This is a genomic window from Rhodococcus ruber NBRC 15591, from assembly GCF_001894945.1.
Taxonomy (GTDB): domain Bacteria; phylum Actinomycetota; class Actinomycetes; order Mycobacteriales; family Mycobacteriaceae; genus Rhodococcus; species Rhodococcus ruber.
This window is the reverse complement of sequence record NZ_BCXE01000010.1, coordinates 1-24,224: the sequence shown is the minus strand read 5'-3', so window position 1 is coordinate 24,224 and position 24,224 is coordinate 1. Positions and strand designations below refer to the sequence as shown.

At 70.8% G+C, this 24,224-nt stretch carries 25 protein-coding genes and 1 pseudogene; 15 read left to right on the top strand and 11 right to left on the bottom strand.

The window, feature by feature from the left end; translation table 11 throughout:
- Positions 1–47: 47 nt before the first annotated feature.
- Both RR3_RS06775 and RR3_RS06770 read right to left on the bottom strand, forming a co-directional pair.
- Positions 48–554 carry a pyridoxamine 5'-phosphate oxidase family protein gene (locus tag RR3_RS06775; RefSeq protein ID WP_010593115.1) on the bottom strand — a complete coding sequence of 169 codons (507 nt, stop codon included), beginning with the start codon at positions 552–554 and terminating at the stop codon, positions 48–50.
- Positions 555–734: 180 nt separating this feature from the next.
- The gene (locus tag RR3_RS06770) at positions 735–1,559 is read right to left on the bottom strand and encodes an aldo/keto reductase (protein WP_017679389.1); all 825 of its coding nucleotides are present in this window, start codon (positions 1,557–1,559) and stop codon (positions 735–737) included.
- Between the two features lie 86 nt (positions 1,560–1,645).
- On the opposite strand from RR3_RS06770, the gene RR3_RS06765 reads away from it, so the two are divergent.
- The 8 genes from RR3_RS06765 (at position 1,646) to RR3_RS06730 (ending at position 10,293) form a co-directional block, all read left to right on the top strand.
- On the top strand, positions 1,646–3,283 hold the full coding sequence (locus RR3_RS06765; protein ID WP_064065842.1) for an ABC-F family ATP-binding cassette domain-containing protein: 1,638 nt from the start codon (positions 1,646–1,648) through the stop codon (positions 3,281–3,283).
- Positions 3,280–3,654 carry an RNA-binding S4 domain-containing protein gene (locus RR3_RS06760; RefSeq protein WP_010593118.1) on the top strand — a complete coding sequence of 125 codons (375 nt, stop codon included), beginning with the start codon at positions 3,280–3,282 and terminating at the stop codon, positions 3,652–3,654. Before RR3_RS06765 ends, RR3_RS06760 begins: the two co-directional genes overlap by 4 nt.
- A gap of 112 nt (positions 3,655–3,766) precedes the next feature.
- On the top strand, positions 3,767–4,057 hold the full coding sequence (locus RR3_RS06755) for a helix-turn-helix transcriptional regulator (RefSeq protein WP_010593119.1): 291 nt from the start codon (positions 3,767–3,769) through the stop codon (positions 4,055–4,057).
- On the top strand, positions 4,054–4,599 hold the full coding sequence (locus tag RR3_RS06750; protein WP_082900278.1) for a hypothetical protein: 546 nt from the start codon (positions 4,054–4,056) through the stop codon (positions 4,597–4,599). The genes RR3_RS06755 and RR3_RS06750 overlap by 4 nt, the downstream gene beginning before the upstream one ends.
- A 33-nt stretch (positions 4,600–4,632) precedes the next feature.
- Entirely contained in the window at positions 4,633–5,523 is an 891-nt protein-coding gene (locus RR3_RS06745) for an ABC transporter ATP-binding protein (RefSeq protein WP_017679387.1), read from the top strand.
- Positions 5,520–6,710 carry an ABC transporter permease gene (locus RR3_RS06740; RefSeq protein ID WP_010593122.1) on the top strand — a complete coding sequence of 397 codons (1,191 nt, stop codon included), beginning with the start codon at positions 5,520–5,522 and terminating at the stop codon, positions 6,708–6,710. Before RR3_RS06745 ends, RR3_RS06740 begins: the two co-directional genes overlap by 4 nt.
- Positions 6,711–6,770: 60 nt before the next feature.
- Entirely contained in the window at positions 6,771–8,273 is a 1,503-nt protein-coding gene (locus RR3_RS06735; protein ID WP_017679386.1) for a carboxyl transferase domain-containing protein, read from the top strand.
- A gap of 127 nt (positions 8,274–8,400) precedes the next feature.
- Positions 8,401–10,293: a propionyl-CoA synthetase gene (locus tag RR3_RS06730; protein WP_064065843.1), complete on the top strand. Its 1,893-nt coding sequence runs from the start codon at positions 8,401–8,403 to the stop codon at positions 10,291–10,293.
- 34 nt (positions 10,294–10,327) lie between these two features.
- Here RR3_RS06730 and RR3_RS06725 read toward each other — a convergent pair whose 3' ends face one another.
- From RR3_RS06725 to RR3_RS06715, 3 genes are all read right to left on the bottom strand, one after another.
- Complete coding sequence (locus RR3_RS06725) at positions 10,328–11,221, bottom strand: hypothetical protein (protein ID WP_043822065.1); 894 nt, start codon at positions 11,219–11,221, stop codon at positions 10,328–10,330.
- 157 nt (positions 11,222–11,378) lie between these two features.
- A complete protein-coding gene (locus RR3_RS06720) occupies positions 11,379–11,618 on the bottom strand; it encodes a DUF3618 domain-containing protein (RefSeq protein WP_010593126.1) in 240 nt (79 codons plus the stop codon).
- Positions 11,615–13,159, bottom strand: coding sequence for a YhjD/YihY/BrkB family envelope integrity protein (locus tag RR3_RS06715; protein WP_064065844.1), 1,545 nt, complete (start codon positions 13,157–13,159; stop codon positions 11,615–11,617). The genes RR3_RS06720 and RR3_RS06715 overlap by 4 nt, the downstream gene beginning before the upstream one ends.
- Positions 13,160–13,273: 114 nt before the next feature.
- Between RR3_RS06715 and RR3_RS06710 the strand changes: the two genes are divergently transcribed.
- Entirely contained in the window at positions 13,274–14,026 is a 753-nt protein-coding gene (locus tag RR3_RS06710) for a pyrimidine reductase family protein (protein ID WP_010593128.1), read from the top strand.
- On the opposite strand, the gene RR3_RS06705 is transcribed toward RR3_RS06710, so the two are convergent.
- Positions 14,001–15,041: a carboxylate-amine ligase gene (locus RR3_RS06705; protein ID WP_010593129.1), complete on the bottom strand. Its 1,041-nt coding sequence runs from the start codon at positions 15,039–15,041 to the stop codon at positions 14,001–14,003. The two genes, RR3_RS06710 and RR3_RS06705, sit on opposite strands and share 26 nt — an antisense overlap.
- A gap of 80 nt (positions 15,042–15,121) precedes the next feature.
- On the opposite strand from RR3_RS06705, the gene RR3_RS06700 reads away from it, so the two are divergent.
- Positions 15,122–15,610 (top strand): CinA family protein, encoded by a 489-nt coding sequence (locus tag RR3_RS06700; RefSeq protein WP_064065845.1) that lies wholly within the window; start codon positions 15,122–15,124, stop codon positions 15,608–15,610.
- Here the strand turns inward: RR3_RS06700 and RR3_RS06695 are convergent.
- A complete protein-coding gene (locus tag RR3_RS06695) occupies positions 15,579–16,193 on the bottom strand; it encodes a TetR/AcrR family transcriptional regulator (RefSeq protein WP_010593131.1) in 615 nt (204 codons plus the stop codon). The genes RR3_RS06700 and RR3_RS06695 overlap by 32 nt on opposite strands.
- Positions 16,194–16,274: 81 nt before the next feature.
- Here RR3_RS06695 and RR3_RS06690 point away from each other — a divergent pair, with 81 nt between their 5' ends.
- Complete coding sequence (locus RR3_RS06690) at positions 16,275–16,862, top strand: dihydrofolate reductase family protein (RefSeq protein WP_017679381.1); 588 nt, start codon at positions 16,275–16,277, stop codon at positions 16,860–16,862.
- 35 nt (positions 16,863–16,897) lie between these two features.
- On the opposite strand, the gene RR3_RS06685 is transcribed toward RR3_RS06690, so the two are convergent.
- Complete coding sequence (locus RR3_RS06685; RefSeq protein WP_017679380.1) at positions 16,898–18,697, bottom strand: acyl-CoA dehydrogenase; 1,800 nt, start codon at positions 18,695–18,697, stop codon at positions 16,898–16,900.
- A 104-nt stretch (positions 18,698–18,801) separates the two neighbouring features.
- Here RR3_RS06685 and RR3_RS06680 point away from each other — a divergent pair, with 104 nt between their 5' ends.
- The 4 genes from RR3_RS06680 (at position 18,802) to RR3_RS06665 (ending at position 21,818) form a co-directional block, all read left to right on the top strand.
- Positions 18,802–19,431 carry a TetR/AcrR family transcriptional regulator gene (locus tag RR3_RS06680; RefSeq protein WP_048772333.1) on the top strand — a complete coding sequence of 210 codons (630 nt, stop codon included), beginning with the start codon at positions 18,802–18,804 and terminating at the stop codon, positions 19,429–19,431.
- On the top strand, positions 19,428–20,123 hold the full coding sequence (locus RR3_RS06675; protein WP_017679378.1) for a response regulator transcription factor: 696 nt from the start codon (positions 19,428–19,430) through the stop codon (positions 20,121–20,123). Before RR3_RS06680 ends, RR3_RS06675 begins: the two co-directional genes overlap by 4 nt.
- Positions 20,120–21,442 (top strand): sensor histidine kinase, encoded by a 1,323-nt coding sequence (locus RR3_RS06670; RefSeq protein WP_010593136.1) that lies wholly within the window; start codon positions 20,120–20,122, stop codon positions 21,440–21,442. The genes RR3_RS06675 and RR3_RS06670 overlap by 4 nt, the downstream gene beginning before the upstream one ends.
- An 88-nt stretch (positions 21,443–21,530) precedes the next feature.
- A complete protein-coding gene (locus tag RR3_RS06665; RefSeq protein ID WP_010593137.1) occupies positions 21,531–21,818 on the top strand; it encodes a hypothetical protein in 288 nt (95 codons plus the stop codon).
- 73 nt (positions 21,819–21,891) lie between these two features.
- On the opposite strand, the gene RR3_RS25115 is transcribed toward RR3_RS06665, so the two are convergent.
- The 3 genes and pseudogenes from RR3_RS25115 to RR3_RS06655 form a co-directional block, all read right to left on the bottom strand.
- Complete coding sequence (locus RR3_RS25115) at positions 21,892–22,245, bottom strand: FKBP-type peptidyl-prolyl cis-trans isomerase (protein ID WP_371851027.1); 354 nt, start codon at positions 22,243–22,245, stop codon at positions 21,892–21,894.
- 21 nt (positions 22,246–22,266) lie between these two features.
- A pseudogene (locus RR3_RS25110) lies at positions 22,267–22,617 on the bottom strand (FKBP-type peptidyl-prolyl cis-trans isomerase); the annotation flags it as partial.
- A 26-nt stretch (positions 22,618–22,643) separates the two neighbouring features.
- Positions 22,644–23,942, bottom strand: a complete 1,299-nt coding sequence (locus RR3_RS06655) for a citrate synthase (protein WP_040274279.1) — start codon at positions 23,940–23,942, stop codon at positions 22,644–22,646.
- Between the last annotated feature and the right edge of the window lie 282 nt (positions 23,943–24,224).

The window sequence follows — 24,224 nt, the reverse complement described above, 5'->3', positions numbered from 1 at the left end:
TTCAGTCGATCACATCGACCGGATGTGACATTCGGCCCACGGGCAGCTCAGGCGAACCGGTGCGTGGTCTGGCCGAACGGGCCCTTGGCGAAGACGAGCACCTTGCTCGGCACGACGCGGAAGACCCAGCCCGGATCGTCCACCGGACCGACGGCGTCACCGTGGACCTCGAAACGCCACTGCTGGCCGTACTTGACGTAGTACGCCTCGGCGACGGCGTGTAGCGCGTCGCCGTCGGTGACCCGGTGGGCGCGGCCCTCGACGACGACGTCCGTGCCGGCCGCCCAGGTCGCGACACCCGTGGTGACCGCGACGGCATCGTTGTGCCGCAGGTTGTGGGTCTTCTGCTCACCCGGACCCGTGCAGAAGACGAATCCGCCCGCATGCCACAGTCCGATCAGCGGCGTCACATGCGGGACGCCGTCGCGCCGGACCGTGCTGAGCCAGTACAGCTGTGCGGACTCGAGCAGCTCCTCGGTGTCGGACCACGGCAGGGGCGGCTCCCCGTCGTCCCCGAAACGCGCATCGACGGTGGTGGTGACCGGTGTACTCACGACGACTCCTCTCCCGGCTCCGGCCGGAGCCCGTATCGATACGGACCGGCCAGACCGGGAGAACTCATCGTGCAGGCCGCACGTGCAGGCCGAACGCGGTGACCGAATGTCACATTGCGTCGATCAGATCGAACGCGTGTCACATTCGGTCACCACCACCACCGCCGCCGCCGCCGCCGATCAGGAGAACGTGCTGGGGTCGCCGCCGATGCGGCCGCTGTCGTCGTGCAGCCCGCGGATCCGGTCGAGGTCGTCCGCGGTCAGCTCGAAGCCGAAGACGTCGAAGTTGCTCGCGATGCGCTCGGGGGTGACGGACTTGGGGATGACGATGTTGCCGAGCTGGATGTGCCAGCGCAGGATCACCTGCGCGACGCTGCGGCCGTGAGCCTGCGCGATCGAGGTCAGCGTGGGGTCGTCGAGCACGGTGCCCTGGCCGAGGGGACTCCACGCCTCCGTGGCGATGCCCTTGCCGGTGTGGTAGGCCCGCAGCTCGGCCTGGTTGAACCGCGGATGCAGCTCGATCTGGTTGACGGCCGGGACCTCGCCGACGGTGTCGATCAGCCGGTCGAGGTCCTCGATCCGGAAGTTGGAGACACCGATCGAACGGGCCCGGCCTTCGGCCTTGATCTTCTGGAAGGCGCGGAAGGTGTCGATGTAGCGGTCCTGGCCCGGTGCCGGCCAGTGGATCAGGTACAGGTCGACGTAGTCGAGGCCGAGCCGAGCGAGGCTCGTGTCGAAGGCGCGCAGCGTCGAGTCGTAGCCCTGGTCGCTGTTCCACAGCTTGGTGGTGACGAACAGCTCGTCGCGGGGGACGCCCGAGTCGCGCAGCGCGCGGCCCGTGCCCGCCTCGTTGCCGTAGATCGCCGCGGTGTCGATGCTGCGGTAGCCCACCCGCAGCGCCTCGGTCACCGCGTCGTAGCTCTGCTCGTCCTCGACCTGCCACAGGCCGAAGCCGAGCTGCGGAATCGTGTTGCCGTCGTTGAGGGTGATCGTGGGAACGGTCATGATCGACGCAACCGGATCCGGCCGCCCGGTGTTCCCCGCATCCCACCATCCGGAAACCCCGCGGCGGGCGTGGGGATAATCGAGAGGTGACTGCAACACTGCGCATCAGCGGCCTGTCCGCCTCCCGGGGCGAACGCACCCTGTTCACCGACCTGAACCTGACCGTCGCGCCCGGCGACGTGATCGGTCTGGTCGGCGCGAACGGCGCAGGCAAGTCCACCCTGCTCGCGACGCTCGCCGGGGTCGGCACCGCCGACGTCACCGGCACGGTCGCGTTCGGTCCGCCCGACGCCACGGTCGGGTATCTCGCCCAGGAACCCGAGCGCGTCCCGGGCGAGACGATCCTCGGCTTCCTCGGCCGTCGAACGGGTGTCACCGCGGCCGAGCACGCGATGAACGCGGCGGCCGAGGCGCTGGGGAGCACCGACGTCGACGACTACACCCCCGCCCTGGAGCGGTGGCTCGCGCTCGGCGGCGCGGATCTCGCCGAACGCGCCGAGAAGGTCGTCGCCGACGTGGGCCTCGACGTCGGGCTGGACGCGCCCATGACGGGGCTGTCGGGAGGGCAGGCGGCGCGGGCCGGGCTGGCGGCCCTGCTGCTCTCGCGGTACGACGTGCTGCTGCTCGACGAGCCCACCAACGACCTCGATCTGGCCGGGCTCGATCAGCTCGAGCGGTTCGTCGCCGAGACCCGCACCGCGCTGATGGTGATCAGCCACGATCGCGAGTTCCTGGCCCGCACGGTCACCGGGATCGTCGAACTGGATCCGGTCCAGCAACAGATCGCGGTGTACGACGGCGGCTACGAGGCGTACCTGGTCGAGCGGGAGGTGGCACGGCGGCACGCCCGCGAGACGTACGAGGAGTACGCGGACACCAAGCAGGAGCTCGAGGATCGCGCCCGGATGCAACGCAACTGGCTCGAGCACGGGGTTCGCAACGCCCGGCGCAAGTCCAAGGACAACGACAAGGTCGGCAGGAAGTTCCGCGCCGAGGCCACCGAGAAGCAGGCGGCGAAGGCGCGGCAGACGCAGCGCCGCATCGAGCGCCTCGACGTGGTCGAGGAACCGCGCAAGGAGTGGGAGCTGCGCATGTCGATCGCCGCGGCACCGCGCAGCGGCACGGTGGTGGCCACCCTCGACGGCGCCTGCGTCGACCGCGGCGACTTCGTGCTCGGGCCCGTCACCACGCAGTTGCAGTGGGGCGACCGGATCGTTCTCACCGGCCCGAACGGCGCCGGGAAGACGACCCTGCTACGCACGCTGCTGGGCCGCATCCGCCCCGACGCCGGCACCGCGACCCTCGGGTCGGGCGTGAAGATCGGCGAGGTCGACCAGGCACGCGCGCTGTTCGAGGGCGACGAGCCGCTCGTCGACGCGTTCGCCGCGCAGGTGCCGGACTGGCCGGACGCGGACGTGCGGACGCTGCTCGCCAAGTTCGGGCTCAGGGGTCACCACGTGCTGCGGTCCGCGTCGTCCCTGTCGCCGGGGGAACGCACCCGGGCCGGACTCGCCCTGCTCCAAGCCCGTGGGGTGAACCTGCTGGTGCTCGACGAACCGACGAACCATCTGGACCTGCCTGCGATCGAGCAGCTCGAGCAGGCCGTCGACAGCTTCGAGGGCACGCTGATGCTGGTCACCCACGACCGCCGGATGCTCGCGACCACCCGTTCGACCCGCCGATGGCACCTCGACGGCGGGCGGCTGACGGAGGAACCGGCATGACGCCGGGCAGTGTGCGGGTGGACAGCTGGACCTGGGCGGTACGCCTGTTCAAGACGCGATCCGCGGCTGCGGCCGCGTGCCGGGGCGGGCACGTACGGGTCAACGACACCCCCGCGAAGCCGTCGCAGGCGGTGAAGGTCGGCGACGAGGTGCGGGTGCGGGTCGCCGGGGCGGAACGGATCGTGCGGGTGACGCAGCTGCTCACCAAGCGGGTGGGTGCACCGATCGCAGCACAGGCCTACGAGGACCACAGTCCCCCACCCCCGCCCAAGGAGATCCTCGCCTCCCTCCCGCGCCGCGACCGCGGCACGGGCCGGCCCACCAAGCGGGACCGGCGCGAGATCGACCGGCTCCGCGGGCTGCTCGAGTAGCCTCATCCGTCTCGGACATCACGAACATACCGAGGGTTGTCGATGTCCGTTTCGCGCACTCTGCGGCAACTTCCACTTGACGAAACGTTGGGTTTTTACAACAATTCGTTGCATGAGCCCGGTACGTCGGGGGGAAACCCTGCCGATCCACAACCGCATCCGCGTCCTGCGCGCGGAACGCGGAATGAGCCGCGCGCAACTCGCGGAACTCGTCGAGGTCAATCCCCAGACCGTCGGCGCCCTCGAACGCGGCGACCACTACCCGAGCCTCGACCTCGCCTTCCGCATCTGCGACGTCTTCGGCCTCCCGGTCGAAGCCGTGTTCTCCCGCACCGAGTTCGGGCCACTGTCCACCGAGGTGTACCGAATCCGCACCGCAACCGAAGGACGTGACGCACAGTGACCGAGATGCCCGTCCACGATCCCACTCCCCTCGAACGGTACGAGGCCTACCGCACCCGGCGCTTCCTGAGGAACGAGGAGAAGTTCCGGAACATGTTGCCGCGCTGGCGCACTCGACGACGCCGTCGCATCCTCGTCGTGGCCCTCGCCGCCACGTTCGTCCTCATGTTCACCGTGGGCGTGCTGTGCCACTTCTTCGAACGGGGACCACTGCTGTGGCTGCCGGCGTGCCTGGCGTTCTTCCCCCTGTGGATCTCACTGCAGATCGTCTCCGGCAGGCAGGGCGACGCCCCGCGCGCGGCACTCGACGAACGAGAGATCCAGGAACGCAACAGCGCTCGCTCGATCGCCCTGACCGTGACCCAGTCGCTGGTGATGATTCCGGTGCTCTATCTCGTCGTCGGCAGCGTACAGACCGACGGCATGCATCCCAGGATGGCCTATGCGGGCGGGCTCATGACGCTGACCGCGACGCTGATCGGCGGGTGCCTGCCCGCGATGATCCTCGCCTGGAACAGTCCCGATCCCGACGAAACCGACTGACGCAGAGAACGACCCGAGGAAGACGGAGGAAACGTGACGCTCACGATCAACGGTGTCTCGAAACGATACGGCGACGTCGTCGCACTCGACGACGTCACCTTCGATGTGCGACCCGGGGAGTTGTTCGGCTTCGTCGGCAGCAACGGCGCCGGGAAGACCACCACCATGCGGATCGTCCTCGGTGTCCTCGCCGCCGACTCCGGCGAGGTGCGGCTCGGCGGCCGGCCCGTCGACCTCGACGTGCGCCGCACCATCGGGTACATGCCGGAGGAACGCGGGCTGTACCCGAAGATGAAGGTCGGAGCGCAACTGTCGTACCTTGCTCGCCTGCACGGACTGTCACGATCCGAGGCCGACGCCGCCGTCGCACGATGGACGAGCCGGCTGGGCATCGCCGAGCGCGTGGACGACGCCGTCGACGCGCTCTCCCTCGGCAACCAGCAGCGGGTCCAGCTCGCGGCCGCCCTGGTGCACGATCCGAAGGTGCTGGTCCTCGACGAGCCGTTCTCGGGCCTGGACCCCGTCGCCGTCGACGTCATGAGCGACGTGCTGATCGAGAAGGCCGAAACCGGAGTGCCGGTGATCTTCTCGAGCCACCAACTCGACCTCGTGCAGCGGCTCTGCCACCGGGTCGGGATCATCTCCAAGGGAACGATGCGCGCCGTCGGCACCGTCGACGAGCTGCGCGGCCACGGCGCGGCCCGGCTCGAGGTGCACGCCCCGCACGCCCCCGAGGGCTGGGCCGCCGACCTGCCCGGCGTCACCACCGTCGCCCACGGCGGTGGCCGCACCGTTCTGCTGCTCGGGAAGGGCGCCGACGACCAGCAGATCCTCCGGGCCGCCCTCGCCACCGGTCCCGTGCACGAATTCTCCGTCCATCGCCCGACGCTGACCGACCTGTTCCGAGAGGTGGTGGCCGCGTGAGCGCCCCGCTGAGTCCCGTCCACGCCGTGGCCCTGGTGGCCCGCCGCGAGTTCCTCACCCAGGTCCGCAAGAAGAGCTTCCTGATCAGCAACGCGATCGTCCTGCTCGCCATCGTCGGCGGCATCGTCGCCGTGTCGCTGTTCGCCGGCGACGACGAAGCCGCCACCGTCGGCGTCGTCGGCGACCCGGCGCTCGGCGCGACGATCAGCGCGATCGGGGACGCCACCGGCAGCTCCGTCGACGTCTCCGAGGTCCCCGACGCCGGGGACGGTCGCGACCGGGTGCGCGACGGCGAACTCGACGTCGCGCTGATCCCGGGCCCGGGAGGTTCGGTCACGGCCGTCGCCGAATCGGAGATCGATCCGGCCCTGCGCGCGACGATCGACACGGCCGTCGCGCAGCAGGCCCAGGTCGACGCCCTCACCGCGCGCGGCGTCGACCCGTCGGCGCTGGCGGCGGACACCGCCCGCGCCACCGTGACCGTCGAAGCGCTCGATCCCCCGGACCCGGAGCAGGGGCAGCGCACCACCCTGGCGATCGCCGCGGTCGTGCTGCTGTACATGCAGATCATGATGTTCGGCATGTACGTGGCGATGGGCGTGGTCGAGGAGAAGTCGTCGCGCGTGGTGGAACTGCTGCTGTCGACGCTGCGCCCGCTGCAGCTGCTGTGGGGCAAGATCGTCGGCATCGGCGCCGTGGGGCTGCTGCAACTCACCGCATACGGAGTGGCCGGGGTCGGTGCCGGTCTCGCGACCGGGACGCTCACCGTGACCGGCACGGCCCTGGGCACGCTCGCCGGCACCCTGGGCTGGTTCGTCCTCGGGTTCGCGTTCTTCGCGGTCCTCTACGCCGCTGCCGGGTCGATGGTGTCCCGGCAGGAGGACGTGAACGCCACGGCGTCGCCGCTGATGGTGCTCATCGTCGCGATGTTCTTCGCGGCCTTCTCCTCGGTCGACGACCCCGAGTCGACGTGGAGCACCGTGCTGAGCTGGATCCCGCCGTTCTCGGCGATCCTGATGCCGCTGCGCATCGCTGCCGGCGTGGCGACACCGCTGCAGATCGTCGGCACCATCGTGCTGATGCTGCTCGTGACCGCCGCCCTGAGCGTGCTCGGGGCGCGGATCTACCGCCGGTCCATCCTGCGCATCGGCCGCGTCGTCACGTGGAAGGAAGCCGTGGGCGCGTAGCGGCGGTGTGTCCTTCGGGAGGCTGGAGGCGCCCGAAGGACACACCGCTAGGGTCGTGCCATGGCCCCCAGGATCTCGGCGCAGGAGTTCATCGACAGCGTGCTCGACGCAGGCAGCTTCCACTCCTGGGACACCGCCCCCGTCGACGTGCACCCCGACGAGCAGTACCGTGCGGAGCTCGAGGCCGCGGCGGCGAAGTCCGGGGTGGACGAGTCCGTGATCACCGGCGTCGGAACCGTGCACGGCCGGCGCATCGCGGTGATCGCCTGCGAGTTCGCCTTTCTCGCCGGATCGATCGGGGTGGCGGCGGCCGAGCGCATCGTCCTCGCCGTGGAACGCGCCACGCGGGAGAAGCTGCCGCTGCTCGCCTCCCCCACGTCCGGCGGCACCCGGATGCAGGAGGGCACCCTCGCGTTCGTGCAGATGGTCAAGATCGCAGCGGCCGTCACCGCCCACAAGGCCGCGCACCTCGGCTATCTCGTGTACCTGCGCAACCCCACCACCGGCGGGGTGTTCGCCTCGTGGGGTTCGCTCGGGCACGTCACCGCCGCGGAACCCGGTGCCCTCGTCGGCTTCCTGGGACCTCGCGTCTATCAGGCGCTCTACCACGAGGACTTCCCGGAGGGCGTGCAGACCGCCGAGAACCTGTCCCAGAAGGGCGTGATCGACGGGGTGGTGCCCCTCGCCGCGGTCCGCCAGCTCGTGCACCGGATGCTCCGCGTGCTCACCGAGCCGACGACCGTCGACGCGTCGGCGGGTCCCGCGGTCACCTCCGCCGCCGCCGTGCCCGACGTTCCGGCGTGGCAGTCGGTGATGCTCTCCCGCCGGCGGGATCGTCCCGGCATCCGGCAGTTGCTGCGGCATGCGGCATCCGCGCAGGTTCCGCTGTCGGGCACCGGGCAGGGCGAGTCCGACCGCACCGTGCTGGTCTCGCTCGCCCGGTTCCGCGGCGCGTCGTGCGTGCTGTTCGGTCAGGACCGCAGCGGCCAGTCCGCGGCCCGGACGATGGGTCCGGGCGCGCTGCGTGAGGCGCGGCGCGCGATGCGGCTGGCCGACGAGCTCCGCCTTCCGCTGGTGCTGGTGATCGACACGCTCGGAGCCTCGTTGTCGAAGGAGGCAGAGGAGCGCGGACTCGCGCCGGAGATCGCCCGCTGCCTGGCCGACCTGGTGACTCTGCCGACCCCTACGGTGTCGGTGCTCCTCGGACAGGGCACCGGCGGCGGCGCCCTGGCGCTGCTGCCCGCCGACCGGGTGCTGTGCGCCCAGAACGGCTGGCTCGCCCCGCTGCCGCCCGAAGGCGCCAGCGCGATCGTGCACCGCGACACCGCGCACGCCCCGCAGATGGCAGCGGCCCAGGGCATCCGCTCCCGGGATCTGCTGCGCGACGGTGTCGTCGACGGTGTGATCCCCGAGTTCCCCGACGCCGCGGAGGAGCCCACCGAGTTCGCCAAACGCGTCGGGGCCGCCGTCGCCCGCGAACTCGGCGTGCTGGTCGGTCAGGACGCGACGCTGCGGTACCGGCGGCGGCTCGAGCGCTACCGGAAGCTGGGCCTGCCCCGGTAGCTGCCACCCCGCTCACCGACGCCGAGGCGCCGCCCGGCGCACCGGCCGAACGGGCAGTGCCTTCCGGCGGGGAATCTCGAATAGGGTGGTCGGCGTCACAAGCTGTGGTCAGAGAGGATGCGAATCGATGAGCTCGTACGCGGAGGCCTTCCGGCAGAGCGTGGAGGATCCCGAGGGATTCTGGCTCGAGGCGGCCCGCGCCGTGGACTGGGTGGCCGCGCCGACGCGGGCCCTCGACGGCTCGCAGGCACCGTCGTTCCGCTGGTTCCCCGACGCCACGCTCAACACCAGCTTCAACGCCCTCGACCGGCACGTGCAGGCCGGGCACGGCGACCGGCCCGCTCTGATCTGGGATTCGGCGATGGTCCCCGCCAAGCACACCTACACCTACGCCGAGCTGCTGGACGAGGTCGCGGCATTCGCCGGGGTGCTGCGCGATCAGGGCGTCGTCGCCGGGGATCGCGTCGTGATCTACATGCCGATGATCCCGGAGGCGGCGATCGCGATGCTCGCGTGCGCCCGCATCGGCGCCGTGCACTCGGTGGTGTTCGGCGGGTTCGCCGCCAAGGAGCTCGCCACCCGCATCGACGACGCCCGGCCCGTTCTGCTCGTCACCGCCTCCGGCGGACTCGAACCGGGTCGCACCGTCGAATACCTGCCGATGGTCGACCAGGCGCTGTCGCTGTCGCAGACCCCGCCGCACACCGTGATCGTCAAGGCCCGGGAGATGATCCCGGGCACGGCGGCCGACTACAAGACCTCCCTGGCCACGTGGTTCGACTGGGACGAGCTCGTCGCCGACGCGGCCCCCGCCGAACCGGTGACCGTCGCCGCCACCGACCCGCTGTACATCCTCTACACCTCCGGCACCACGGGGAAGCCGAAGGGCGTGGTGCGCGACAACGGCGGGCACGCGGTGGCCCTGACCTGGTCGATGCGCAACATCTACGACATCTCCCCCGGCGACGTGTGGTGGACGGCCTCCGACGTGGGCTGGGTCGTCGGCCACTCGTACATCGTCTACGGCCCGCTGCTGATCGGCGCGACCACCGTGATGTACGAGGGCAAACCGGTGGGCACGCCGGATGCCGGTGCGTTCTGGCGGATCATCAACGAGAACGACGTCGTCGCGTTGTTCACCGCCCCCACCGCGATCCGCGCGGTCCGCAAGGCGGACCCCGAGGCGAAGGAGCTGGAGAACTACGACATCTCCTCCCTGCGGACGCTGTTCGCGGCGGGCGAGCGGCTCGACCCGGACACCTACGAGTGGGCGACGAAGGTGCTCGACCGGCCCGTCGTCGATCACTGGTGGCAGACCGAGACCGGATGGGCGATCGCGGCGAACCTGCGCGGACTCGAGCCCCTGCCGATCAAGGCCGGCTCGCCGACGGTGCCGGTGCCCGGCTACCGCCTCGACATCGTCGACGCGGAGGGTAAGCCGGTCGGACCGAACACCGAGGGCAACATCGTGATCGCGCTGCCGCTGCCGCCGGGCACCCTGACCGGACTGTGGCAGGACGAGGACCGCTACCGGCGCTCGTACCTGGAGACGTTCCCGGGCTACTACCTCACCGGCGATTCCGGCTACGTCGACGAGGACGGCTACGTGTTCGTCCTGGGCAGGTCGGACGACGTCATCAACGTCGCCGGTCACCGCCTGTCGACCGGAAGCATGGAGGCCGTCGTCGCGTCGCATCCGGCCGTCGCCGAGTGCGCGGTCGTCGGCATCCGCGACGAGCTCAAGGGTCAGCGGCCGTCCGGTTACGTGGTGCTCAAGTCCGGTGTCGAGATCGATCCGGAGACGCTGCGGCAGGAACTCGTGGCGATGGTGCGCGAGCAGATCGGCGCGGTGGCGACGTTCCGGGACGTCACCGTGGTGCAGGCCCTGCCGAAGACCCGCTCCGGCAAGATCCTCCGCAAGACGATGCGGCAGATCGCCGACCACGAGCAGTACACGGTGCCGTCGACGATCGAGGACCCGTCCGTGCTCGAGGCGCTCGAGCAGCAACTGCGCGGATAACCGCTCGCCCGCCGGTCATCCGCTTTTCCGATCGTCACAGCGGATGACTGGGGGCCGAGCGGCTGCGATGGACGGCTCGCCGGAGTCGCTCCACGACCACGTCGAACCGGAACAGTTCCGGCCACGTCCACCGCACCACCTGCAGCCCCAGGTCACGCAGCGCGTCCTCGCGGTGCTTCTCGGCGCGCACGTCGTCGACGGTGCCGTACTTGACCATCCCGTCGAATTCGCCGACGAGGCCCCACTGCTCCCAGAAGAAGTCGACGCGCGCGACGAACACACCGCCCGGGGTGTGGATCGTCCGCTGCAGGACCGGGGCCGGGAGACCCGCGTCGCGCAGGCGCAGCCGGCTCAGGGACTCGCCGGGGCTTTCGCTCCGGGCGTCGAGGAACCCGACGACGCGTCGCGCCGCGGCGATCCCCGCGCGCGGCGCGTCGAAGTGAGCTCGGAAGTCGAGGTCGGGATATCGGCGCAGCACGCTGTCCCCGACGACGACGGCCTCCTCCACGGGCAGCGTTCGCGCCAGGTCGACGACGGTGCGCGCCGGTGAGGTGACCCGCACGCCGTCGAGCTGCACGACGTCGCCGCCGAGCACCGCCGCGTGCACGTAGCGCGTTGGGCCCCGGCGCCCACCGGCGGAGCGCCCGTTGGTGGTGTGGATCAGAGCGAGATCGGTCTGCCACACGTCGAATTCGTGCAGGACCGCCGCGGAGATGTGGCTGATCGCGGCGGCCGGACGGAGTCCGGTGCCGACGGTCCGCGCCAGCAGTCGGTGCCGCCCGACGTCGTCGAGGAGCTGCACGCCGTCGGCGTCGAGATACACGCCCGGGGTCAGGCGCTGGAGTTCCCCGCGTCGCACCGCGCGCCGCAGCTCGGCGTCGGTGTGTCCCGCGGCCAGTGCGGAACGTCGCAGCAATGGTTCGGTCACCGCTTCAGCGTGCCGCGACGGTGACGGGAACGGGCCGCTCGTGCCACCGAACGGCCGAATCTGTGGATGGAACGCCCGCCTGTGGACAACACCCGCTTCGCACACAGTCATCCGCTGCGACCGTCGTCGCAGCGGATGACTGTGTAGTGAGCGGATGTCAGCGTCGGCGACGGCGCCGCACCACCGCCCGCACCGCGAGCGCGGCCACCACGCTGCCGACGACAGCGGCGACGATCTGCGGTTTCTCGGCAGCGGTCTGCTTGGCGGCTTCGACCTTCTCGTGGGCGGCGGCCTTGGTGCGTGCCGGCACGTCCACGCGCTGCGCGAGTTCGTCGACGGTTGCGGCGAGCTCGGCGCGCTGCTGCTCGACGGACGGTACGGGTTCGGGACCGGTCATCGCACATGCTCCTTCACGGTGTTCACGTCCTTGCGGACACTCTCCGCCGTCTCGCTGGGCACCGGTGGGGCCGAGTTCTTGGCCCGCGACGCGCCGACAGCGGCCAGGGTGCCGCCGACCGCCAGGACGATCAACGAGACGATCAACGCGGCCAGCCACGGGGAGAGCACGGTGGCGAGCCCCAGGATCGCGGTCGCGATGAGGGCGCCGACGCCGAGGTAGATCAACATCAGCCCGGCGCCGGCGACGCCGACGCCCACGCCGACGCGGGTACCCTTGGCTTTCACCTCGTCGAGGGCGTGGGTGACCTCGGTGCGCACGAGGGTCGGCACCTGAATGCTGAGCCGCTCGATCAGTTGCGCGGTGGACAGTTCGCTCGGGTCCGTGGCACTGTGCGTGCCGCCGGGGGACGCGGTCATCGTCGAGTCCTTTCCGTGTCGTGCGACGTCTGGGGCCGGTCTGTCGCCCTCCGCATCGTCGGCGCCTTCGCGGCCCGACGCGGCGTGCGCGAGCCGGAGTTCGCGGCCGTGCTCGATGTCTTCCTGCCGCTTCTCCTCGTTCTTCTCGATGTTGCGGGTGTCCCGGGGCGGCAGCTGCAGCGTCTCCTCCGCCTCGATACCGGCCTGCAACTGACGTCCGCGCTCGAGCTCGGCGTCGAACTCCGCGCCGAACAGCAGCGCGAGGTTGGTGATCCACAACCACAGGAGGAAGACGATCGCGCCGGCGAGCGAGCCGTACGTCTTGTTGTAGCTACCGAAGTTGGAAACGTAGAAGGCGAACGCGAGGGACGCCACGATCCACGTGACGATCGCGATGGTCGCGCCCATGCTGATCCAGCGGAACTTGGGCTGCGACACGTTCGGCGTCGCGTAATACAGAACCGCGATGATCATGATCACGAGCAGCAGGATGACCGGCCACTTCGCGATGTTCCAGATCATCACCGAAGTCTCGCCGAGCCCGATCACGTCTCCCACGGCCCGGGCGATGGGACCGCTGACGACGAGCATGAGCGCCGTCGCGCCCATTGCGATCAGGGCGAGCGCGGTGATGAGGAGCATCCAGGGCCGCAACTTCCAGATCGGTCGCCCCTCCTCGATCTCGTAGATGCGGTTCATGGCCCGGCCGAACGCACCGACGTAGCCGGAGGCCGACCACAGGGCGCCGGCGATACCGAGGATCAGAGCCAGGCCCGCGGTCGGTGCCTGCACCAACTGTTCGACGGGGCCGCGCAGCGTGTTCACCGCGTCGGTGGGCCCGAGGTCCTCGACCAGTTGCAGCACCGTGTCCACCGTCGTCCCCCCCTGGCCGAACACGCCGAGGAGCGACACGACCACGAGGAGAGCGGGGAACAGCGACAGGACGGCGTAGTAGGTGAGGCCGGCGGCGAGGTCGGTGCACTGATCGTGACTGAACTCGCGAGCGGTCTTGCGCAGCACGTACTTCCACGACGGTGTGGTCAGGTCGGTCGGCGAGTCGGGCTTGCGCGAATCGTCGGCCGGGGCCTCCGACCCGTCGCGGACCCGGTGATCTGCGGTCATGGTTCCCGATGTACCCGTGGCACGGACGGACCAAACGCCACGGCCGGCACGCGACCGCCGCCGGTGCGGTGTGCCGGGCCCCCGGACCGCGGCGGAGCGTGGTGTGATCGAGCGATGCGGCGCCTCGACGATCCGACCTGCCCGGCCCGTCCACTCGACGACGACGAGCTGCGGGCCCTCTACGCCTACCCGCCGGACCTGTCCTCCCCGTGGCTGCGGGTGAACTTCGTGTCGTCCCTCGACGGTGCCGTCGCCGTGGAGGGACGCTCGGGTGGGCTCGGCACGCCGTCGGACAAGAAGGTGTTCGGTCTGTTGCGGGCGCTGGCCGAGGTGATCGTCGTCGGCGCGGGCACGGTCCGCAGCGAGAACTACGGCGGCGCCCGCACGAGCGGGGGACTGCGCGCGCGCCGCGCCGAGGCGGGGCTGCCGGAGATTCCGCCGGTCGCGGTCGTCACCGCGACGTGCGACCTCGACCCCGACTGCCGCTTGTTCACCGACACCACCGTCGCGCCGGTCGTCCTCACGTGCGAGACGGCACCGGAGGAACGCCGCCGGGCCCTCGCCGCCGCCGGTGCGGACGTGCGACTGGTCGCCGAGCACTCGATCGACGGGCACGCGGTGCGGGACGCCCTCTCGGCGGCGGGCTGGAGTCGTGCGCTGTGCGAGGGCGGGCCACGGCTGTTCGGTCAGCTGATCGCCGACGGCGTGGTCGACGACCTGTGCCTGACGTTGGCGCCGCTGCTCGCCGCCGGCCCGGCGGGCCGGATCGCCACCGCCCCGCGGACGGCGCCGACGTCGATGCGGCCCGCCCACATCCTCGCCGACGACGACGGCACCGTGCTCACGCGGTGGGTACGCGGGACGTGACAGGCAGGAGTGTGCGCACCACGTCGAGGTCACCGTGGGTCCGCAGCACCGGTGCGACGCGGTCCAGCAGACGGGTGAGCAGGTCCCGAGCCGGGATCCGGGCGCCGGTGTGCACATCCACCGCCGGACCCTCGAGACCGTACCGGGCGGCACTCCACACCGCCGCCGCACCGACCTCCGGTTCGACGGCCTGCGCCTCGACACCACGGCGCAGATCGTCGAGCGCCGCGCCGACCAGACCCCGGACCAGGGCGGCCTGCACGACCGTGCCGTCCACCGTGGCCGCGGTGTCGGCCGCGCGGATCTCCACCGTCGGCACGTGCACCGACGGCCGGGCAAGCCAGAAGGTCATCCGCGAGTCGAGCAGCACCCCGGCGCCGACCAGGCGTGCGACAAGGTCCGCGGCGTGCTGGGCCGAACGCAGGTACGGGGGCAGGCCGAAACCGGGAAACCGGCTCTGTTGCACGATGCGCCAGCTCGCGTATCCCGTGTCACGCCCGTCGTGCCGCCGGGAGTTGGCCCCGAGCGCGACGAGGGTGGGCAGCCACGGGGTCAGATGGTTCACCACGGCGGCCGCGGTGTCCCGGTCGGCGACGCCGACGTGCACGTGGCAGCCGCAGGCATGGTAGTCGTCGACCAGCGCGCGGTACCGGTCGGCGATGGCGGCCCGGCGCCCCGTCCCGACGACGGTGCCGGGGCCGGCGTCGCGTTCGGGCACCCCGGTGGCGGCAATGCGCATCCCGCAGCGGAGGGCGGCACCGTGGAGGGCGGACCGGGACGCGGTCAGCTGGGCCCGCAGGTCGTCGAGGGTTCGGCACACCCCGCCCACCGCCTCGATCTGGGTCGGGTGCAACTCGCCGACGAAGTTCACCCCGGGCACCTGCGGAAGCTGTTCGTACAGGGCGTCGAACCCCGGTGTGGGACGGCCCGACGCCGGGTCCACGAGCAGGAACTCCTCCTCCACGCCCATGGTGACGCCGTCGCCCGGATCCGGGCGGGAGGTTTCGGAGTTCATGGTTGCGGGCTACCCGTTGCCGCCGGCGACGACACGCCGGCCGGTACAGTCCGGACAGCATCCGGCGGAAGGAGTTCCCCATGCCCGACGACGTTCCCGAAGGTTCGGCGCGGTCCAGCGCCACCGCGGAGCGGATCGGCGGACTCGCCGCCGACCGCGGCCTGACCGTCGCGTGCGCCGAGTCGCTCACCTCCGGCGCCCTGGCCGCGCGGCTCGGCGCGGCGCCGGGCAGCGCCGAGTGGTTCCGGGGCGGGGTCGTCGCCTACTCGCGGGACGTGAAGCACTCGCTGCTGCGGGTGCCGGAGGGTCCGGTGGTGTGCGAGTCCGCGGCGCGCGCCATGGCCGAGTCGACGGTCGACCTGCTCGGTGCCGACGTCGCGGTGGCGGTGACGGGCGCGGGCGGCCCGGACAGCCAGGACGGGCAGGAGCCGGGGACGGTGTGGTTCGGGGTGGCCGGGCGCGGGCCTACGCACGCCGAGGAGAAGTTCTTCCCGGGCGAGCCCGAGGAGGTGCTGGCCGAGACGGTCTTCCGTGCGCTCACTCTGCTCGCGGAGCGGGTGGGGCGCTGAGGGGGCCGGTGCCCGGCCGGGCGAGCAGCCGGGTGACGAGCGCGGTGACGAGTTGGTCCGGGGTGGCGTCGGCGCCGATCGAGGTGGTCAGCAGATCCAGCAGGAGCCCGTCGATCGCGAAGTGCAGCAGGGCGACGTCGAGCGCGGTGGCGGGTAGTCCTGCCGCGTCGTTGAACTCGACGTCGAGCCGGTAGTTGCGGGAGAGCGTCGCGCCGAGCACCTCGGCGAGTCCGGGACTTCGGCGGGATTCGAGGCGCAGTTCCATCAGGGCGACGGTCAGGTCCGGCTGGGCGGTCGTGCGCTCGACGAGGTAGCGCATGTAGTCGACGTAGAGGTCGACATCCGGGGTCCGGCCGGCGAGCGACTCGAGCCGGTCCGGCTCGGGGGCGAGCCGCTCGAAGATCCGCGCGCCGAGGGCGCCGAGGAGTTCGTCCCGTGTCGGAAAGTAGTTCGCGCAGGTGCCCAGGGGCACCCCGGCTTCCCGGTCGACGGCGCGGTGGGTCAGCTTGCGGGCACCGTCCGCGCCGAGTACGCGCAGACCGGCGTCCGCGAGCTGGGCTCGGCGCTCCGGATTCGCTGCCACGGAAAAACCCTAGCACCGAACACAACATCTGTTGTAGTTTGACCACCACAGGTGTTGTAGTCGACGACGCGAGGAGCTTCCGTGCGAAAACTGACCTACTACGTGGCGACCACGCTCGACGGCTTCATCGCCGACCCGGCCGGGGGCTACGACTTCTTCCCCCTCGAAGGTGACCACGCGCACTACCAGGTGCAGGAGTTCCCCGAGACGATCCCGACGCCCGCCCGCGGGCCGCTCGGCATCGAGGGGCCGCCGAAACACTTCGACGCCGTCGTGATGGGCCGGCGCACGTGGGAGCCGGCCCGGGACGCCGGCTGGACGAGCGGCTACCGGCACCTGCAGCAGTACGTGTTCACCACGACGATGACGCAGGCGCCGGACGAGACGGTGACCCTCGTCGCGACCGACCCGCTCGAGTACGTGCGCGACCTCAAACAGCAAGACGGGCTGGGCATCTGGCTCTGCGGCGGCGGTTCGCTCGCCGGCGCGCTGCTGCCCGCGATCGACGAGCTGGTGCTCAAGGTCCACCCGATCGTCGCCGGGGACGGAATCCCGTTGTTCCGGCACGGTTTCGAGCCGCACCGCTTCGACCGTCTCGAGACGAGAACCTTCGACAGCGGAGTGACGGTGTGCCGCTTCGCGGCCGGTGTGCCTTTTGGGCGGTCCTGACCGCCCAAAAGGCACACCGGCGGCGCAGCCGCCTCCTAGAACCAGGTGGGCAGTACGTCGAGCGTGGTTCGGTCGAGGCTGTCGAGCAGATCGAACTGCGGACCGGTCTTCGGCAGTTCGAATGCGAAGAAGTACCGGGCGGCGGCGCGCTTACCGTCGTAGAAGTCGCCCTCCCGGGACCCGGCCGCGAGGAGCTGCTCGAGCCACATCCACGCGACGACCACGTGCCCGACGGCCTCGAGGTACACCGACGAATTGGCCAGCGCCAGTTCGGGATCGCCGGTACCCCACAGCCGGGCGGTGGTGGCGCCCACCCGCGTCACCGCCGCCTGCAACTGCTCGGCGTAGCGAGCCGCGTCGCCGCCGGCCTGCGTACCACGCGCGACGGTGCGTCCGATCGTCTCGCCGAGCAGCGCCAGGCCCGCCCCGCCCTGCATGACCACCTTGCGCCCGAGCAGGTCCAGCCCCTGGATGCCGTGCGTGCCTTCGTGAATGGGGTTGAGGCGGTTGTCCCGGTAGTACTGCTCGACGTCGAACTCGCGGGTGTAGCCGTAACCCCCGTGCACCTGGATCGCCAGGCTGTTCGCCTCGAGGCACCACTGCGACGGCCAGGACTTCGCGACGGGTGTGAGCATGTCCAGCAACAGCCCGGCTCGGGCGCGCGCGTCCTCGTCCTCGGCGGTCTGCTGCTCGTCGACGAGCTGCGAGCAGTACAGCCCCAGCGCCAGTGCGCCCTCGACGTAGGCCTTCTGGGCGAGCAGCATCCGGCGTACGTCGGCGTGCTCGATCAGCGGTACGGGCTGGGACGACGGGTCCTTGTCGCCGAGGGGGCGGCCCTGGGCGCGGGTGCGGGCGTACTCGAGGGACTGCAGATAGCCGGCGTAGCCGAGCGAGGTGGCGAGGAATCCCACGCCGATGCGGGCCTCGTTCATCATGTGGAACATGTACGACAGGCCCTTGTGCGGCTCGCCGAGCAGGTAGCCGACGGCGCCGGCGCGGCCCGCGGGGGTGAAGGTGCCGTCGCCGAAGTTCAGCAGCGTGTTGGTGGTGCCGCGGTTGCCCATCTTGTGGTTGAGGCCGACGAGGGCGACGTCGTTGCGCTCACCGAGCTGCCCGTCCGCGCCGACGAGGATCTTCGGGACGATGAACAGCGAGATGCCCTTGACCCCCGCCGGGCCGCCGGGGATCTTCGCGAGCACGAGGTGGACGATGTTCTCGGACAGTTCGTGGTCGCCGCCGGAGATCCACATCTTGGTGCCGGTGAGCCGGTAGCTGCCGTCGTCCTGCGGCACGGCCCTGGTGGTGATGTCCGCCAGCGACGAGCCGGCCTGCGGCTCGGACAGGCACATGGTGCCGAAGAACCGGCCCTCGAGCAGCGACGGCACGTACGTGGCGATCTGCTCCTCGCTGCCGTGGGTGGCGATGAGGTTGGCGTTGCCGACGGTGAGGAACGGATACGACGAGGTGCCTGCGTTGGCGGCCTGGAACCAGGCCATCGCCGCCCGCAGCACGGTGACCGGCAACTGCATGCCGCCGAGTTCCTCGTCGAAGGAGGAGCCGATGAGCCCGGCCTTGGCGAACAGCTCCAGGGCCGCTTTGACCTCGGGGATGATCTCGACCCTGCCGTCGGCGCCGATCCGAGGCTCCTGGGCGTCCGCCTTCTTGTTGTGCGGCGCGAAGTGCTTGGTAGCCAAGTCCGCACTGAGGTCGAGGACGGCGTCGAACGTCTCCCGCGAGTGCTCGGCGAACCGGCCGCGTGCGGTGAGCGACTCGACGTCCAGCCATTCGTAGAGCAGGAAGTCGAGGTCACGCCGGGACAGGACGGGAGCGGGCATGGAGGTTCCTTTCACAGGGCCGCAGATTCACTAAGCGCTCACTTAGTAGAGCAACGACGGTGCATGATGTCAACGGACCAGCACGGCGACGGAGAGAACCCAGCATGATCGACACGCCCATCACCGACGACCTCGCCGGCATCTTCACCGAGGTCGAATCCGACGTCGCGCGTCGTCTCATCGGCTCGGCCGTGGAGTCCTTCGCCCGCCGCGGCTACCACGCCACCACCACCCGTGACATCTCCGTCGGCGCCGGCCTGAGCCCGGCTGCGCTGTACGTGCACTTCAAGTCCAAGGAGGAGGTGCTGTTCGAGGTCAGCCGCATCGGGCACCAGCACGTCCTCGACGCCGTCGTCGCCGCCGCCACCTCCGCCACCGATCCGGCCGGCCGGATGCGGGCGATCGTGGACGGCTTCGTCCGCACCCACGCGGTGCACCACACCGTCTGCCGGGTGTCGCAGTACGAACTGCACGCCCTCACCCCGGAGCACTACCGGACGATCGCCGCGATCCGCCGCGACACCGATGCGGTGATCCGCGCCGAGATCGAGCACGGCATCGCGGCCGGGGCCTTCGCCGTCCGGGACGTGCCGACCACCGCCCTGGCGATCCTGTCGCTCGGCATCGACGTCGCCCGCTGGTACCAGCCCGGCCGCATCGACGTCGACGCCCTGGCCGGCAACTACGTCGAGCTCGTCCTCGGCATGCTCGGCGCGGGCACAATGCAGGAGTGATCGAACCAGCCACCGTCCTCGTCGTCGACGACGACGAGGACGTCCTGTCCTCCCTGCAGCGGGGGCTGCGCCTGTCCGGCTTCGACGTGCTCACCGCCGCGACCGGGACACAGGCGCTCGAGGTCGTCGCGCGCCGGCGGCCGGACGCGATGGTGCTCGACATGAACATGCCGGTCCTCGACGGCACCGGGGTGGTCACCGCTCTGCGCTCGAACGGCAACGACATCCCGATCTGTGTGCTCAGCGCCCGCAGCACCGTCGGCGACCGCATCGCGGGACTCGAGTCCGGCGCCGACGACTACCTGACGAAGCCGTTCGTGCTCGCCGAGCTCGTGGCACGGATCCGGGCGATGCTGCGGCGCAGCGCGCCCGGCACCCCCGGCGCCGGCTCCGTCGTCCGGGCCGGCGGGCTCGAGCTCGACACCGCGGGCCGCCGGGCGCGCATCGACGGCACCGAGGTGGAGCTGACCAAGCGCGAGTTCGAACTGCTCGAGGTGCTCGCCCGCAACGCGGGCATCGTCCTGAGCCGCGACCGGCTGCTGGCCCTCGTGTGGGGCTACGACTTCGACGCGGACACCAACGTCGTCGACGTGTTCGTCGGGTACCTGCGCCGCAAACTCGAGGCCGGGGGGCGGCCGCGGCTGCTGCACACCGTGCGCGGGGTGGGCTTCGTGCTGCGGGATGCGGCGTGACGCACCGCTTCTCGCTGCGGGCGCGGGTCGCCGCGGCCACCGCGCTCGGCACCACGCTCGTCGTCGCGGTGCTGGGTGTGCTCGTCGCCCTGGCCATCACCCGGAACAACCTCGCGCAGCTCGACCGCCGCCTCGAGACGGCCACGCAGGTACTGGTCGCCAATGCCGGGACCGCCGGCCTGTTCCTGCCCGCGCTGGGTGACGCCGGAGCCTTCGCCGTCACCATCCGCACCGAATCCGGAGGGCTGCTCAGCAGCACCCCGACCGAACTACCCGCCCTCTCCCCCGGCGCCCACACCGTCGATCTCGGCGGCACCGCCTACCGGACGTACACCGCGCCGACCGACCGGCTGCCCTCGCTCCTGTCCGTCGCGGTGCCCTATGCCGAGGCGCAGGACATCACGACCGAGCAGCACCGGCAGCTCGCCGTCGCCGGTGCGATCGCCGTCGCGGTCGCGACGGCCCTCGGCTGGATCTTCGGGGGCCGCGCCGTGCGACCCCTGGTCGACCTCACCCGCCGGATCGTGGCCCGCGCACCCACCCTCGAGCCGCGGCGCTCCGGCATCCGCGAGGCCGACGAACTCGCTGCCGCAGCCGGCGACATGCTCAGCGACGTCGCCCGCGCCCAGGCCGCCACCGACGCCGCTCTCGCCACGGCGCGGGACTTCGCGGCCGCCGCCGCTCACGAGCTGCGGACCCCGCTGACCGCGATGCGCACCGACCTCGAGGTCCTCTCCACCCTGGACCCGGCCGGTGACGTCCTGAGCGCCGAGGAACGCACCGAGATCCTCGGCGACCTCACCCGGATGCAGAGCCGTGTCGAATCCACGCTCGACGACCTCGAGCGGCTCGCCCGCGGTGATCTGTCCACCTCGCGGGACTTCGTGCCCACCGACCCGGTGGAGATCTGCGACGCCGCGGCCGCCGACGCGACGAGCCGGCATCCCGGCGTGCAGATCGAGGTGGTCGGCGAGACGGGGCGCGAGATCCGGGCGCTGCCGAGCGGGCTGCGGCTCGTCGTCGACAATGCCGTGGCCAACTCGGTACGGCACGGCCGCGCCCGCCGGATCCGGCTGGCGGTCACCGCCGACGGCACCGACACCGTGCTCACCGTCGACGACGACGGCCGCGGGGTGCCGGCCGGTGAGCGCGGCGCGGTGTTCGAACGGTTCCGCCGGGGCAGCGGCGCCGCCCGGGGCGGTTCGGGGCTGGGCCTGGCGCTCGTGGCGCAGCAGGCGGCGTTGCACGGCGGTACGGCGCGGCTAGAGGAGAGCCCGCTCGGCGGGGCGCGGCTGACGGTGCGGTTCGCCGCGGGGTGACCGTATTCCACCCCTCGGGTCCCTACGACACGGGACGGGGCGGGCGCAGGATCGTATGCATCCCCTCCACCGATCCCAGGAGATCCGAATGTCGAAGAGCCGCAAGCTGATCGTCACCGCCGCGCTGATCGCCCTGCCCGTCTTCGGCGGCGCCGGGACGGCGGCCGCGTCCTCGGACCACCACGACGACCACGATCGCCACGACCGTCGCGACCGTGGTTGCGCGATCACGCATTTCGACCGGAACGGCAAATTCCTGCGCACCGAGTTCCGCAGCCCCGGGTCCCGGTTCGACGGGCGGATCTGCCGCAGCGACGATCAGTGGCACTTCCTCGACAGCGGCGACATCGCCCCCACTCCCTTCGTCCGGCACTGACCCACCGGGACCCCCGGATGCGACGGAGCCCCGCAGCGCGAAAAGCGGTGCGGGGCTCCGGCCGTGCGCAGACCTACTCGGTGCCGAGGAGGTCGATGACGAAGACGAGGGTCTTGCCGCCGAGCGGGTGCCCGGACCCGGCCGGACCGTAGGCGAGCTGCGGGGGCACCGTCAGCTTGCGGCGACCGCCGACCTTCATGCCGGGGATGCCCTCCTGCCAGCCGGGAATGAGGCGGCCGAGCGGGAACTTGACGGACTCGCCGCGGGCGAACGACGAGTCGAACACGTCGTTCGTGTCGTACTCGACGCCGTGGTAGTGCACGTCGACGACCGCACCGGGCTGCGCCTCGGTGCCGTCACCGACGGTGATGTCCTCGATCACGAGTTCGGCGGGAGCCGGCCCGGTGGCCGGTTCGATCTCCGGCACCTCGGGCTTGGCCTCCACGTCGAGCAGGTCGATGACGAACACCAGGGTCTTGCCGGCGAGGCGGTGCCCCGAACCGGCCGGGCCGTACGCCATCTCCGGCGGGATCGTCAGCTGACGGCGGCCACCGACCCGCATGCCGGGGATGCCCTCCTGCCAGCCGGCGATCAGGCCGCTGAGCGGGAAGGTGATGGACTCGCCCCGGCTCCACGACGAGTCGAACTCCTCGCCGGAGTCGAACTCGACGCCGACGTAGTGGACCTCGACCTTGGCCCCGGGCGTCGCCTCGGCGCCGTCGCCGACGGTGAGGTCCTTGACGACCAGACCGGTCGGGGCGGGGCCTTCCTGGAATTCGATCTCGGGCTTGCTACTCATGTGTCGGTCTTCCGGTAGGGGACGGGTCAGCGCGCGTCGATGCTGCTGTAGTCGCGCTCGGTGTAACCGGTGTAGATCTGCCGCGGGCGGCCGATCTTGAGGCTCGGGTCGGAGTGCATCTCGCGCCAGTGCGCGATCCAGCCCGGCAGGCGGCCGAGCGCGAACAGCACCGTGAACATCCGGGTGGGGAAGCCCATCGCCCGGTAGATCAGGCCGGTGTAGAAGTCGACGTTCGGGTACAGCTTGCGCTCGATGAAGTAGTCGTCGGTGAGCGCGGCCTCCTCGAGGGCCTGCGCGATCTGCAGCAGATCGTCGTCGCCACCCAGCTTGGCGAGCAGGCTGTCGGCGGTCTTCTTCACGATCGCCGCGCGCGGGTCGTAGTTCCGGTAGACGCGGTGTCCGAAGCCCATGAGCTTGACGCCGTCTTCCTTGTTCTTGACCTTGCGGACGAACTCCTTGACGTCGCCGCCGCCGGTCTTGATCGCGTCGAGCATCTCGAGCACGGCCTGGTTGGCGCCGCCGTGCAGCGGGCCCCACAGCGCGTTGATGCCGCCGGAGATCGAGGTGAACAGGTTGGCGTCGGACGAACCGACGAGGCGCACCGTGGAGGTCGAGCAGTTCTGCTCGTGGTCGGCGTGCAGGATCAGCAGCATGTCGAGGGCCTGGGCGATCTCGGGATCGACCTGGTACGGCTCGGCCGGGAAACCGAAGGTCATGCGCAGGAAGTTCTCGACCAGGTTCAGCGAGTTGTCCGGGTACAGGAACGGCTGGCCGACCGACTTCTTGTAGGCGTAGGCCGCGATGGTCGGCAGCTTGGCCATCAGCCGGATGGTGGACAGCTCCACCTGCTCCGGGTCGTCGGGATCGAGCGCATCCTGGTAGTACGCCGAGAGCGCGTTGACGGCGCTGGAGACGACGGGCATCGGGTGCGCGTTGCGCGGGAAGCCGTCGAAGAAGCGCTTGAGATCCTCGTGCAGCAGCGTGTGCCGGCGGATCTTGTCGGTGAAGACCTCGAGCTGCTCCGCGGTGGGCAGCTCGCCGTAGATCAGCAGGTAGCTGACCTCGATGAAGGTGGACTTCTCCGCCAGCTGCTCGATGGGGTATCCGCGGTAGCGCAGGATGCCTTTCTCCCCGTCGATGAAGGTGATGGCCGACGTGGTGGAGGCGGTGTTGACGAAACCGGGGTCAAGGGTGGTGTACCCGGTCTCTGCAAGGAGCTTGCCCAGCTCGATGCCGTCGTTGCCTTCCGTCGCCTTGGCGATAGACATTGTGTGCTCGCCACCGGGGTAGCTGAGGGTGGGTCGGGTGTCATTCTCAGCGGGCACGAAGGATCCCTCTCAAGCTCAGATCAACGCGATTCTTCCGAACATTCACGTAGAACCTAGCCCTTGCGCAGGCCATGTGCCCAGGGAGGGTCCGTCGAAGGTCCCCGATCGGGCCGGCGCGGCGCCGCGCCGCGCGCACGCCGGAGCGTCCGAATGCCCCCTCCGGCACGGCGCTCACCTGCGTCGATATTGCATATCACGTTCCCGCCGCCGGCGCGGTGAGCACCCGTCCGCGTGTCCGGGCAGCGGCGCACCGGCGGTGCAGGATCCCGTCCTGCGGAC

What these genes read in the sequence shown, in the direction of transcription:
- RR3_RS06770 (WP_017679389.1), bottom strand. Translation starts at nt 1,559, where the DNA reads ATGACCGTTCCCACGATCACCCTCAACGACGGCAACACGATTCCGCAG.
- RR3_RS06760 (WP_010593118.1), top strand. Translation starts at nt 3,280, where the DNA reads ATGACGCCGGGCAGTGTGCGGGTGGACAGCTGGACCTGGGCGGTACGC.
- RR3_RS06755 (WP_010593119.1), top strand. Translation starts at nt 3,767, where the DNA reads ATGAGCCCGGTACGTCGGGGGGAAACCCTGCCGATCCACAACCGCATC.
- RR3_RS06735 (WP_017679386.1), top strand. Translation starts at nt 6,771, where the DNA reads ATGGCCCCCAGGATCTCGGCGCAGGAGTTCATCGACAGCGTGCTCGAC.
- RR3_RS06730 (WP_064065843.1), top strand. Translation starts at nt 8,401, where the DNA reads ATGAGCTCGTACGCGGAGGCCTTCCGGCAGAGCGTGGAGGATCCCGAG.
- RR3_RS06720 (WP_010593126.1), bottom strand. Translation starts at nt 11,618, where the DNA reads ATGACCGGTCCCGAACCCGTACCGTCCGTCGAGCAGCAGCGCGCCGAG.
- RR3_RS06715 (WP_064065844.1), bottom strand. Translation starts at nt 13,159, where the DNA reads ATGACCGCAGATCACCGGGTCCGCGACGGGTCGGAGGCCCCGGCCGAC.
- RR3_RS06710 (WP_010593128.1), top strand. Translation starts at nt 13,274, where the DNA reads ATGCGGCGCCTCGACGATCCGACCTGCCCGGCCCGTCCACTCGACGAC.
- RR3_RS06705 (WP_010593129.1), bottom strand. Translation starts at nt 15,041, where the DNA reads ATGAACTCCGAAACCTCCCGCCCGGATCCGGGCGACGGCGTCACCATG.
- RR3_RS06700 (WP_064065845.1), top strand. Translation starts at nt 15,122, where the DNA reads ATGCCCGACGACGTTCCCGAAGGTTCGGCGCGGTCCAGCGCCACCGCG.
- RR3_RS06685 (WP_017679380.1), bottom strand. Translation starts at nt 18,697, where the DNA reads ATGCCCGCTCCCGTCCTGTCCCGGCGTGACCTCGACTTCCTGCTCTAC.
- RR3_RS06680 (WP_048772333.1), top strand. Translation starts at nt 18,802, where the DNA reads ATGATCGACACGCCCATCACCGACGACCTCGCCGGCATCTTCACCGAG.
- RR3_RS06665 (WP_010593137.1), top strand. Translation starts at nt 21,531, where the DNA reads ATGTCGAAGAGCCGCAAGCTGATCGTCACCGCCGCGCTGATCGCCCTG.